Annotated in this window: 11 protein-coding genes; 8 read left to right on the top strand and 3 right to left on the bottom strand. The window is 66.0% G+C overall.

Annotation, left to right across the window (positions count from 1 at the left end; all coding sequences use genetic code 11):
* The first annotated feature begins 8 nt into the window (after positions 1 to 8).
* The 5 genes from ACX9OW_RS11085 (at position 9) to ACX9OW_RS11065 (ending at position 3,707) form a co-directional block, all read left to right on the top strand.
* The gene (locus ACX9OW_RS11085; RefSeq protein WP_459062266.1) at positions 9 to 485 is read left to right on the top strand and encodes a hypothetical protein; all 477 of its coding nucleotides are present in this window, start codon (positions 9 to 11) and stop codon (positions 483 to 485) included.
* Positions 486 to 574: 89 nt separating this feature from the next.
* The gene (locus tag ACX9OW_RS11080) at positions 575 to 1,048 is read left to right on the top strand and encodes a hypothetical protein (protein WP_065175768.1); all 474 of its coding nucleotides are present in this window, start codon (positions 575 to 577) and stop codon (positions 1,046 to 1,048) included.
* An 8-nt stretch (positions 1,049 to 1,056) separates the two neighbouring features.
* Positions 1,057 to 1,734, top strand: a complete 678-nt coding sequence (locus ACX9OW_RS11075; RefSeq protein WP_053517044.1) for a response regulator transcription factor — start codon at positions 1,057 to 1,059, stop codon at positions 1,732 to 1,734.
* A complete protein-coding gene (locus ACX9OW_RS11070) occupies positions 1,697 to 3,064 on the top strand; it encodes a sensor histidine kinase (RefSeq protein WP_065181651.1) in 1,368 nt (455 codons plus the stop codon). Before ACX9OW_RS11075 ends, ACX9OW_RS11070 begins: the two co-directional genes overlap by 38 nt.
* A 259-nt stretch (positions 3,065 to 3,323) precedes the next feature.
* The gene (locus ACX9OW_RS11065; protein WP_459062265.1) at positions 3,324 to 3,707 is read left to right on the top strand and encodes a hypothetical protein; all 384 of its coding nucleotides are present in this window, start codon (positions 3,324 to 3,326) and stop codon (positions 3,705 to 3,707) included.
* 54 nt (positions 3,708 to 3,761) lie between these two features.
* Here the strand turns inward: ACX9OW_RS11065 and coaE are convergent, their stop codons facing one another.
* Genes coaE through ACX9OW_RS11050 form a run of 3 tightly spaced genes read right to left on the bottom strand, consistent with a single transcriptional unit; the run spans position 3,762 to position 6,513 of the window.
* Positions 3,762 to 4,373 (bottom strand): dephospho-CoA kinase, encoded by a 612-nt coding sequence (coaE, locus tag ACX9OW_RS11060; protein ID WP_459062264.1) that lies wholly within the window; start codon positions 4,371 to 4,373, stop codon positions 3,762 to 3,764.
* Between the two features lie 10 nt (positions 4,374 to 4,383).
* Positions 4,384 to 5,247, bottom strand: coding sequence for a prepilin peptidase (locus ACX9OW_RS11055; RefSeq protein ID WP_053517036.1), 864 nt, complete (start codon positions 5,245 to 5,247; stop codon positions 4,384 to 4,386).
* A gap of 6 nt (positions 5,248 to 5,253) precedes the next feature.
* Positions 5,254 to 6,513, bottom strand: a complete 1,260-nt coding sequence (locus tag ACX9OW_RS11050; RefSeq protein ID WP_065175778.1) for a type II secretion system F family protein — start codon at positions 6,511 to 6,513, stop codon at positions 5,254 to 5,256.
* Between the two features lie 361 nt (positions 6,514 to 6,874).
* On the opposite strand from ACX9OW_RS11050, the gene ACX9OW_RS11045 reads away from it, so the two are divergent.
* The 3 genes from ACX9OW_RS11045 (at position 6,875) to pilB (ending at position 12,260) form a co-directional block, all read left to right on the top strand.
* The gene (locus ACX9OW_RS11045) at positions 6,875 to 7,315 is read left to right on the top strand and encodes a pilin (RefSeq protein ID WP_111186751.1); all 441 of its coding nucleotides are present in this window, start codon (positions 6,875 to 6,877) and stop codon (positions 7,313 to 7,315) included.
* Between the two features lie 158 nt (positions 7,316 to 7,473).
* A complete protein-coding gene (locus ACX9OW_RS11040) occupies positions 7,474 to 10,521 on the top strand; it encodes a fused MFS/spermidine synthase (RefSeq protein ID WP_459062263.1) in 3,048 nt (1,015 codons plus the stop codon).
* 11 nt (positions 10,522 to 10,532) lie between these two features.
* Positions 10,533 to 12,260, top strand: a complete 1,728-nt coding sequence (gene pilB, locus ACX9OW_RS11035) for a type IV-A pilus assembly ATPase PilB (protein WP_053517028.1) — start codon at positions 10,533 to 10,535, stop codon at positions 12,258 to 12,260.
* Positions 12,261 to 12,268 lie beyond the last annotated feature (8 nt).

Raw genomic sequence — 12,268 nt, 5'->3', positions numbered from 1 at the left:
GGTAGGCGATGTATCGCGTCACGATGATCGCGTTGGTGCTGTGCCTGTCGGGCGCTGCTGTCGCCAAGACAGAGAAGAGCGCCCTGCAGATGGATCGCCAGGCTCCGGTTGCCGGCCAGGTCCAACAGGTCGAGAAGGCGCTACAGGCGCCGGAGTACGCCGAACTGAGCGCCGATGACCGCAGCCAGATCCAGCAGGCGCTGGCCCGCATCACCCAGCGCATGGGGGACCGGCAGCGGGTCGATGAGCTGCCGCCGCAGGTACAGGCGCTGGTGTTCAACGACCAGGAGCGGGTCAACCAGCTGCTCGCCCGCGCGCACGACGACAGCCGCCAGGTCTGCACCTACCAGCGCACCACCGGCAGCAACATGCCCAAGGGCCGTTGCCTCACTGTCGCCGAACGTCGCCGCATCGAAGAAAAGGGCAAGGCGCTGATCAATGACCAGCGCACGTTCAACAATCTCAACCCTGCCAGCAACCGCTAGGCCGTCCGCCGCCCCCACGCGTGGCACTTGCTGGCGTGAAGGTGGTGCGAATACAGTCGGCTCTCAACTCAGACAAGGATCCGTTTGCCATGAAGTCCCTCCTTTTGCCTGCGCTCCTGTTCTCCGGATTGGCCCTGGCCGCCACCGCCTCCGCATCCAAGCAGGGCGGCGAGGTCTTTGCCTCCGGCAAGCCGCTGCAGCAGCAGCTCGAGCGCATCGAAGTCGAACTCAACGACGGCGAGACCTACAGCGAACTGACGATGGCCGACCGCAGCCGGGTCCGCGAAGCGCTGGTGCGCCTGCGCGCTGCCGTGGAGCAGTACCCGAACCGGGATCTGATGCCTGAACGGGTACGAACCGATGTCATCAACGACCAGCAGGTCGTGAACACGGTTTTGACACAGTCACGTGAAGATAGTCGTCTAATATGCCAACGTGAGAAAGCCACGGGTTCGAACCGGCACACGACGCAGTGCATGACTGTCGCCGAGCGCGCCCGGCAGAAGGACAAGGCACAGCGTGATATGGGCCAGGCCCAGCGCGTCGGAAAATTCGTCAACTAGAGGTGACAGTGAGAATCCTGGTAATCGAAGACAACAGCGACATTGCGGCCAATCTGGGCGACTACCTCGAGGACCGGGGCCACACCGTGGACTTCGCCGCCGATGGCGTGACCGGACTGCATCTGGCCGTAGTGCACGAGTTCGACGCGATCGTGCTGGATCTCAACCTGCCGGGAATGGACGGAATCGAGGTCTGCCGCAAGCTTCGCAACGAAGCACGCAAGCAGACCCCGGTGCTGATGCTGACCGCTCGTGACTCGCTGGACAACAAGCTGGCGGGTTTTGATTCCGGTGCGGACGACTACCTGATCAAGCCGTTCGCGCTGCAGGAAGTGGAAGTGCGTTTGAACGCGCTGTCCCGACGTGGCAAGGGGGTGCAGACCCGCGTGCTGGAAACCGGCGACCTGGAGTACAACCTGGACACGCTGGAAGTGCGCCGCCAGGGCAAGCTGCTGCAGCTCAACCCGACCGCACTGAAAATCCTGCAGGCGCTGATGGAAGCGGCGCCGGCCGTGGTCACCCGCCAGGAACTGGAAACCCGCGTGTGGGGCGAGGAGCTGCCCGACTCGGATTCGCTGCGCGTCCATATCCACGGTCTGCGTGCCGTGGTCGACAAGCCGTTCGAAGTGCCGCTGATCCAGACCCGCCATGGCATCGGATACCGCATCGCCACCCCGGAAAGCTGATCCCGTGGCAACCAAGGGGGAGCGCCGGCGCACGCCGTATCGGCGCCGCCTGCGCAGTCGAATCATCGTGTCATTCGTGTTGTTGGGCTTCTGCCTGACAACACTGTTCGCGTTCGCTACCAACTGGGCACGCCTGCGCGTGGAGAACCAGCTGGTGGAGGAGCTGATGAACCGCAACATCGACGAGTATGCGCGGCGCTATTACGAGCATCCCGGGCACAACCCGGATGCGCCGGTGCTGCAGATCCGGGCGTACGCGTATTCCAAGGACAAGTTCGACCGGGTGCGCGAAGAGCGCGCGCAATGGGCGGGCTTTGCCGATGGCATCCACAGCGTCAGTGGCGATGAACACGGAGAGCCCTATTCCTACAAGCTGGCCGTGCGAAAAACGCCCGACGCTTGGTTCTTCCTCGCCTATGACATGACCGACAGCATGCGCGGTGGCAAGCAGCTCAACCGCGCACTGGTGCTGTCGGTGCTGGTGTTCAGCCTGCTGTCGCTGGTGCTGGGCTGGTGGTCGGCCTCGAAGGTGATGAAGCCGGTATCGGACCTGGCGGCCCGCCTGCGCGCCTACCGGGGCGGCACCAGCGAGCCTGAGCCGCTGGCGCCGCGCTTCCCCGACGACGAAGTGGGCCAGCTGGCCCAGGCGCTGGACGACTACTCCTCGCGATTGACCGAAGTGGTGCAGCGCGACCGTGAGTTCAATGCGGACGTCAGCCACGAACTGCGCACGCCGCTGGCGGTGATCCGCGGCGCCACCGAGCTGCTGCTGACCCGTCCCGGCCTGGATGAAAAGGTGCTGCAGCGCCTGCAGCGCATCCAGCGTGCCGAGCAGCAGTGCAGTGATCTGATCGGCGCTTTGCTGCTGCTGTCGCGGAACGAGCGGGGGCAGGGCACCAGCAATGTTGCCCGTGTGGCCGAGCAGCTGCTGGACGCGCACCGCGCGCAGCTGGGTGGCAAGCCGCTGGAACTGGCACTGGAGGGCGAGCGCAACCTGGTGATCGACGCGCCCGAGGCCGCGCTTTCGGTGGCCCTGGGCAACCTCATCGGCAACGCGGTGAAGTACTCGCAGGATGGCGAAGTGCGCGTGCACGTAGGGGCGAACTCGGTCTCGGTCACCGACAGTGGTCCGGGCCTGAGCGAGGAAGATGCGGCCAAGCTGTTCCAGCGCGGTTACCGCGGTACGCACGCGGGCCACTCGCAGGGCGGCGGCATCGGCCTGTCGATCGTCAGCCGCCTCTGCGACCTGTACGGCTGGCAGGTCAGCGTGCGCCCGGGGGGCGAGCGGGGCGTGATCGCAACGCTGACGTTCTCGCCCAGGCCGCTGTAGCAGATCCTTTGCCTGCGGAGCAGGGCCCGGCCCTGCAGGGACGCCTCTTCCAGGGCGTCGCTGTCGCTAACGGCATGAACGCATCTGTTCTGCACGGCCAGACACCCGGCGCGCGCACGCTCTGCCGCGTCCGCTGCGTGTCCGATCTCACGGTTCCGGATAGTTATAGGGCAGTTGACGCTTTTACCTCCTGATTGCCGGACGTGCAGATGGCCAAGATGCCAGTCCGCGCACTCTGCCGGCTGCCAGGAGCATCGCCATGTCGCATCGCATCCGTTACCCCAAGCTGCATCAACTGGTCGGTGATTCGATCAGCCAGTTGTCTCCGGACGTCGCCCAGCGCGTCGAGGACGTACTGTCCCGCTGCGACGGCCAGATGCCGGCCCAGCAGACGCCAGTCGACGCCGGCGGCGTCAGCGCCGACGCAGCGCAGCCTGCCGATCTCAGGCGCGCCGTCGAAGGTCTCGGCACCCTGACCCGGGTGATGTACGCCGCGCACATCGCGCGCACGCGGGGTGGCCAGCAGAACGTGCTGCCACCGGGCGCGATGGAAGGCCTGATTCTGGCCGCGCGGGAACTGACGTGTCACGTGCAGCAGCAGCTGCAGGCCGAGAGAATCAGGGGGACAGCCACATTGCAGTGATGGTCGGGGGCACTGCCACGACGATTCTGCAACGCCGGGCACGTGCCCGGCGGGTCAGCCCGCGGCCAGTGCCAGATAGCGCTGGTGCAGCGCCTCCACCTGCGCCTGCAGGTCGTCCGGCTGCCCATCGTTGACCACCACGTCATCGGCCACTGCCCGGCGCTGCGCGCGGCTGGCCTGGGCGGCGATCATCTGGTCGGCCAGGGCGGCGTCGATGCCATCGCGCTGCATCAGCCGGGCGTGCTGTACGGCTTCCGGTGCATCCACCAGCAGTATCCGGTCCAGCCATGGATAGGCCTGGCGGCCGCCCACCTCGGTCAGCAGCGGAATCGCAGCAATGGCGTACGGGCTCGGCGCCTGCGTGCACTGCTGCTGCATCAACAGGCGGATGGCGGGGTGGGTGATGGCTTCCAGTGCCGTCCGTTCGGCCGGGTCAGCGAAGACATGGGTGCGCAGGCGCGCCCGGTCCAGGCTGCCATCGGCCAGCAGCATGTCCGTGCCGAACCGGTCGGCAATGCGGGCCAGTGCCGGGCTGCCGGTGGCCACCACCGCGCGGGCGGCCAGATCGGCGTCGGCCACCACGATGCCCAGCGCTTCGAAGCGCCGCGTCACTTCGCTCTTGCCGGCCGCGATGCCGCCGGTCAGGCCGACCACGTAGCGGCTCACGGCGGCCCCCTCAGCGCAGGCCGCTCAGGGCCAGGTAGCGCTCCACCAGCGGTTCGCCCCACATGAAGAACAACCAGCCGGCGATGGCCAGGTACGGGCCGAACGGAATCGGCGTGGCGCGATCGCGTCCCCGGCTGTAGAGCCAGATCGAACCGACGATGGCGCCGATCACCGAGGACAGCAGGATGATCGGCAGGATGCCCTTCAGGCCGCACCAGGCGCCGAGCGCCGCCAGCAGCTTGAAGTCACCATGGCCCATGCCCTCCTTGCCGGTCAGCTGCTTGAACAGCCACCAGACCGTCCACAGCGACAGATAGCCCACGGCCGCGCCGACCAGGGCCGGCTTGGCGGGCATGTACAGATTGTCGATGCTGCCGATCAGGCCCAGCCACATCAGGGGCAGGGTCAGCTGGTCGGGCAGCAGCTGGGTGCGCAGGTCGATGCCGGACAGCGCGATCAGGAAACAGGTCAGCACGATGGCGCCGAAGCCCTGCCAGCCGAAGCCGAACTGCCACACGCAGGCCAGCACCAGCAGGGCGGTCATCGCTTCCACCAGCGGGTACTGCAGCGAGATCGGCGCCTTGCAGTGGCGGCATTTGCCCCCCTGGATCAGCCAGCTGAACAGTGGGATGTTCTCGTACCAGGACAGCTTGTGCTTGCAATGCGGGCAGTGCGACGGCTCGACCACGATGCCCGGCGGCGGCGGCTCGTAGAAGTCCGGTTCCTCCAGCACTTCGCGCGCATCGCGCTTCCACTGCCATTCCAGCCGCTTGGGCAGGCGCAGGATGACAACATTGAGGAAACTGCCCAGCAGCAGTCCCAGTCCGGCCGCGGCGGGGTAGCCGAGGCCGGGGTGCTGGTCGAGAAAAGCCATGTATTTTTATCCGACGACGGCGCCCAGTTTGAAGATCGGCAGGTACATCGCAATGACCAGGCCGCCAACAATGGTACCAATGAACACCATGATCATCGGTTCCAGCAGGCTGCTCAAGGCATCCACGGCGTTGTTGACCTCCTGCTCGTAGTATTCGGCGACCTTGAACAGCATGGTGTCAAGGGCGCCGGCCTCCTCGCCGATGCCGGTCATCTGGATCACCATGTGCGGGAACAGGTTCAGCTGCTTCATCGCCATGTTGACCGGATAGCCGACCGAAACGTCGTCGCGCATGCGCAGCACCGCCTCGCCGTAGACCTTGTTGCCGGTGGCGCCGGCGACGATGCCCAGCGCCTCCACCAGCGGCACGCCGGCCTTGAAGGTCACCGCCGTGGTGCGGGAGAAGCGGGCGATCGCACTGTTGTGCATGATCTGCCCGATGACCGGGACCTTCAGGATCAGCCGGTCGACGGTGTGCTGCATCTTCTCCGATCGCCGGTAGGTCATGGCGATCGCCACCACCGCGCCGATGGCGACGATGGCGATCAGCCACCACCACGACACCATGAACCGCGACAGGTTCACCACCATCTGGGTGAATGCCGGCAGGTCGGCGCCGAAGCTCTGGAAGACTTCCTCGAACTGCGGGACCACCCAGACCAGCAGGATCGTGCTGACCAGGAACGCCACCACCAGCACCATGGCCGGGTAGAACAGCGCCTTCTTGATCTTGCCCTTCAGCGCCTCCAGGTTTTCCTTGTAGGAGGCGATGGTGTCCAGCACGGTCTCCAGCACACCGGCGCTTTCGCCGGCCCGCACCAGGTTGCGGTAGAGCTCATCGAACTGCACCGGATGCTTGCTGATGGCCTCGTACAGCGACGAGCCGCCCTCGATGTCGGTGCGGATCGTGTCCACCATCTTCTTCATGCGCGGGTTCTTGTGCCCGCTGCCGATGATCTCCAGCGCCGACACGATCGGCACGCCGGACTTCATCATCGTGGCCATCTGCCGGCTGAAGAACGCGATGTCCTTCGGAGAGACCGGCTTGCCGGCCGCACCGAACAGCGGCTTCGGCTTGGGTTTGACCTGGCCCGGGCTGATGCCCTGCCTGCGCAGTTCGGCGCGCAGCAGGTTGGCGTTCTTCGCCAGCTGCTCGCCCTTCATCTTTATGCCCCGCTTGTCGGTCCCCTCCCAGACAAACGGCTGCAGCTCCATCGTGGCGCGGGCCACGGGCTCCTTCTTGATCGCACTGCGACTCACAGACATGTTGGCTCCCCAGGCCCGCCATCCCCAGGCGGGCATCCTGAGCGGCGATGGTAGCTGGTTCAGACCCGTCCGGGGAGCCTGCCGGCGTGACGGCGTGCAGGGTTTTCGACGCGTCGAGGCGGAAGGTGACGCGCTGCGTCACATTGCCGCGTCCATCGCAGATTCGGAGCAGGGGGGTTCCCATCCGCGAAATAGCTGCCATCATTGGCGCGGGGAAATCGGGCGAGGCGTGGCCATGGGAGATTGGCACGCAACCTGCGTTGATCCACCCGCGGGGGCGGGCAGCCTGCTCATCCGGTCATCTGGCCGGCCGGTTGCCGTACCCGGAAAATCAACCACCACTACTTGGGGACGTACCACCATGAAGAACCAGAAGGGCTTCACCCTGATCGAACTGATGATCGTCGTTGCGATCATCGCCATCCTGGCCGCCATCGCGCTGCCGGCTTACTCGAACTACACCAAGAAGGCCAAGGTCTCGGAAGTGATCCTTGCGGCTTCTTCGCTGCGTACCGACGTGTCGGAATACGTAGCCAGCAACAATGCCCTGCCGCCGGCCACCTGGGAGCCGGATTTCCAGCAGACCCAGTATGTGGACAAGCTGGAATGGGATGCGACCACCAAGACCATCACCGCGACCGCGCGTAACATTGCTGACGACATCAATGGCGATACCATCACGCTGAAGGCCGACGACAGCAACGTGGCGAATGGCGTCATCCCGAAGTGGACCTGCGAAGGTTCCATCGCTTCGAAGTACCGCCCGGGTTCGTGCCAGGGTGAGGCCGCAGCCGCCGAGTAATTGGCGTTCGCTGCTCGCATACGGAAACGGGGAGCCCAGGCTCCCCGTTTTCGTTTCAGCGCTGCGGGTTGACCGGATCCTACCTGGCCACACGCTTGCATTGAGTCCGCGAAGTTTGTTCTTCTGTTGAAATCGACCGTGCGACTGGGGAGTTCGCAATGCGCCGTCCTTCATTCAGCCATGGCCCATGGCTGCTTCTGATCTTCGTGCTCTCCGGCTTCGCCGGGCTGATCTACCAGTCCATCTGGACGCAGTACCTGGGGCTGTTCCTGGGGCATTCCTCGCACGCGCAATCGCTGGTGCTGATCCTGTTCATGGGCGGCATGGCGCTGGGGGCGTGGCTGGTCAGCCGCCGCAGCACGCTGCTGCGCCGGCCGCTGCTGGCCTACGCGGTCATCGAGCTGGTGATCGGGGTGCTGGGCATCGGTTTCGACGGGCTGTTCCAGGGCGTGACCGGTTGGGCGTACACCCACCTCATGCCGGGCATGGAGGGCACCTCGTCCACGGCGCTGCGCTGGGCGCTGGCCACGGCCCTGGTGTTGCCGCAATGCATCCTGCTGGGCGCGACCTTCCCGCTGATGAGTGCGGGTTACATGCGCCTGCAGCCCGGGTCGCAGGGTGAGGTGCTGGCCGGGCTCTATTTCTCCAACAGCCTGGGCGCGGCCGCCGGCGCCCTGGTGGCGACCTACGCGCTGCTGCCGGCGGTAGGGCTGCCGGGCACCGTCCTCAGTGCCGGCCTGCTCAACATCGTGGTGGCCATCCTGGTCTATCCACTGGCCCGCGACGGCAGCGCGCCTGCGGTAGTGGCCTCCGCCGCGTCGGCTGCCGGCGGCGTACGACCGGAGACTGCAGTGCCGGTGCGGCTGGTGCTGCTGGTCGCAGCGGCGACCGGCGCGTCATCCTTCGTCTACGAAATCACCTGGGTGCGCATGCTGTCGCTCGCACTCGGCACCACGCTGCATTCGTTCGAGCTGATGCTGGCGGCGTTCATCCTCGGCATCGCCTTCGGCGGCCTGTGGCTGCGCCGCCGCGCCGACCGGATGCCGTCGCCCCTGCGCGTGGCCGGCTGGGTGCAGGTGTGGATGGGGCTGGCGGCGCTGGCCTCGATGTTCGTCTATGCGCAGGCCTTCGATTGGGTCGGCTGGCTGATGCGGGTCATCGTGCGCAGTGCGGATGGTTACGTGCTGTACAACCTGGCCAGTGCCGCCATTGCCGGCCTGGTGATGTTCCCGGCGGCGTTCTTCGCCGGCATGACGCTGCCGCTGCTGACCCTGGCGCTGCTGCGCGCCGGGCAGGGCGAGCGCGCGATCGGCCAGGCCTATGCGTTCAATACGCTCGGCGCGATCGTCGGTGTGCTGGCGGCCATCCATCTGCTGATGCCGCTGCTGGGGCTGAAGTACGCGCTGCTGGTCGCGGCGGTGGTCGACATCGTGCTGGGCCTGGTGCTGCTGCAGCGCCTTCGGCTTGCGGCCCCGGGCCGTCTGCGCTCGCCACTGTGGCAGGCTGGCGCGCTGGGTGTCGCTGGCGTAGTGGCGGCCGTCGTGCTGGTCCGCTTCGATCCGCTGGTGCTGAATTCGTCGGTGTACCGCCATGGCACGGCCCGTCTGGCGGATACCGCCACGATGCTGTTCTCGCGCGATGGGCAGACGGCCACCGTGGCGGTGTATGAGAGCACTCAGCCGATCGGCCGCATGCGTGCCATCGCCACCAACGGCAAAGTGGATGCAGGCATGGCCGTGTCGATGGCACAGGCACCCACCAGCGACGAATCGACCATGATCCTGCTGGCGGCTCTGCCGTTGGCGCTGCGCGATGATTACCAGCGCGTCGGTGTGATCGGTTTCGGATCCGGGCTCAGCACGCACACGCTGTTGGGCGACCAGCGCGTCGGGCGCGTGGAAACGGTGGAGATCGAGCCGGCCATGGTGGAGGGCGCGCGCCTGTTCGGCGAGCGTGTCGAGCGCGCCTTCAACGACCCGCGCTCGCACGTGGTGATCGACGATGCGAAGTCCTATTTCGCCGCCAGCCCGCGCAAGTACGATCTGATCATTTCCGAGCCGTCCAATCCCTGGGTGGGTGGAACGGCGGCGCTGTTCAGCGACGAGTTCTATGCGTTCGTGCCACAGCAGCTCAACGAAGGTGGCGTGTTCGTGCAGTGGCTGCAGCTGTATGAGATCACCCCCGAACTGGTCAGCTCGGTACTGGCGGGGCTGCTGGAACAGTTCTCCGATGTGCGCGCTTACCTGGCCAATCGTGGCGACCTGATCCTGGTGGCGACGCCGAAGGGCACGTTGCCGCCGATGAAGGGCAGCCTGTTCCAGCAGCCGCAGCTGCGCGGGGAACTGGCGCGGATCGGCGTGCATTCGGTGGCCGATCTGGAGAACGCCCTGTCCATGGATGACGCAGCGCTGCGCGCCTTCGTTCCTCTGTATCCGGCCGCGCGCAATTCCGATTACTTCCCGACCTTGAAGTTGAATGCTCCGGTAGCACGTTTCCAGGGGGCGTTCACCCGTGATTTCCAGCAGGTGATGACGGCCCCCTGGCGGATCGTCAGCGCCCCGCCAACGGGGCAGGTGGCAGGTGCTGCGGCGGCTCTGCCGCAACCGGCGTCCAGCCGGGATGACAAACGCCCGACCGCACGGGCCGTAGCAGCCTTCCTGCAGGGCGAGGCGCCCACGGATGCGGCGGATGCCGATTGGATGAGTGCGCAGGCGCTGCGTGGGCTGGCAGCGCGCTGCGAACTGGACGGATCTCCGATGGAAACCACCCGGCTGCTGTTCGTGCTGGCCGGAGAAACGATCCCGTTCCTGCCGGCAGCGCAGCGGGCGGCCCTCTGGGCGCAGCGCGACTGGATGGACTGCACCCCGGCCGATCCCGTCGTGTCCGCCAGCCTTGCCCTGGTTGCCGCCGCGGCCACCGACGACCACCACGCTGTACTCACGGAAGGCCGGCGATTGTTGGGCAGCGAGCATGCGCCGATGCTGCTGGCCGACCCTGCCACCGGCTATTATCTGTTCGGTGCAATGCAGCACGCTGCGCGGCAGCTGGGGGATACCACGGCGTCGCGGCAACTGACGGACCAGTACTGGAAGGCGCTCGCGCCCGATGCGAGAGGAAACGGACCCCTGCGTTTGCTGAGCTACCTGGCCGCTATGGGCCGGCAACCCGTTTCTGAAACTGAATTCCGGCCGTCAGGGCACGAGTAACGAGGAATCCCATGAGCGTTGTTTCATCCCCCAACCTTGTCGGCATCACCGGGCTGGCGCGCCGCCTGGTCCAGGATGGTGCGCTGGACGAGGCCACCGCCCGCGACGCCATGACCCGGGCCGCCGCCGCGCGGCAGCCGCTGCCGCAGTGGTTCGCGCAGAACAAGGTGGTGGGGGCAGCACAGCTGGCCGCGGCCAATGCGGTTGAGTTCGGCATGCCGCTGTTCGACGTCTCGACCTTCGATGCCAGCCAGAACGCGATGAGCCTGGTCAGCGAGGAACTGCTGCGCAAGCACAACGTACTGCCGCTGTTCAAGCGTGGCGGCAAGCTGTTCGTCGGCACCAGCAACCCGACCCACGCACTGGACGAGATCAAGTTCCACACCAACCTGGTGGTGGAGCCGATCCTGGTCGACGAGGACCAGATCCGCCGCACTCTGGAACAGTGGCACGCCAGCCACGACACGCTGGGTGACGCGCTGGGCGGTGACGATGAGGGGATGGCCAACCTCGACGTGGGCCTGGGCGATGAGGATGGCGCGGGCGGCGACTCCGGCATCGATGCCAAGGGCGACGACACCCCGGTGGTGAAGTTCGTCAACAAGGTGCTGGTCGATGCGATCCGCAAGGGCGCGTCGGACATCCATTTCGAGCCGTACGAAGACGATTACCGCGTGCGCCTGCGCATCGACGGGCTGTTGAAGATGGTCGCGCGCGCGCCGGTGAAGTTGAACCAGCGCATCGCCGCGCGCCTGAAGGTGATGGCACAGCTGGACATCGCCGAGAAGCGCGTGCCGCAGGATGGCCGCATCAAGCTCAACCTGTCCAAGTCCAAGCAGATCGATTTCCGTGTGAGCACGTTGCCGACGCTGTTCGGCGAGAAGGTCGTGCTGCGCATCCTCGACGGCAGTGCCGCCAAGCTGGGCATCGACAAGCTCGGCTATGAGCCCGACCAGCAGAAGCTGTTCCTGGATGCGATCCACAAGCCATACGGCATGGTGCTGGTGACCGGGCCGACCGGTTCGGGCAAGACGGTGTCGCTGTATACCGCGCTGGGCATTCTCAACGACGAGACGCGCAACATCTCCACGGCGGAAGACCCGGTGGAAATCCGGCTGCCCGGCGTCAACCAGGTGCAGCAGAACAACAAGCGCGGCATGACGTTCGCCGCTGCGTTGCGCTCGTTCCTGCGCCAGGATCCGGACATCATCATGGTCGGCGAAATCCGCGACCTGGAGACCGCCGAGATTGCCATCAAGGCCGCGCAGACCGGCCACATGGTGCTGTCCACCCTGCATACCAACGACGCGCCGCAGACCATCGCGCGCCTGATGAACATGGGCATCGCGCCGTACAACATCACCAGCTCGGTGACCCTGGTGATCGCCCAGCGTCTGGCGCGACGGCTGTGCCCGAACTGCAAGCGCCCGGCGCAGCTGCCGGAGCATGCATTGCTGGCCGAGGGCTTCACCCAGGCCCAGCTGGATGAGGGCATCCAGCTGCATGAGGCGGTGGGCTGTGATGAATGCACCGAGGGTTACAAGGGCCGCACCGGTATCTACCAGGTGATGCCGATGACCGACGAGATCGCCACGATCGTGCTGGCCGGTGGCAATGCGCTGCAGATTGCCGAAGCCGCGCAGGCGATCGGGGTCAATGACCTGCGGCAGTCGGCATTGAGGAAGGTCGCGGCGGGTGTGACCAGCCTGGCCGAGATCAATCGCGTTACCAAGGATTGACGCGGTTG

This window comes from Stenotrophomonas genospecies 5 (assembly GCF_054473825.1).
This window is presented reverse-complemented; position numbering and strand designations above follow the sequence as displayed.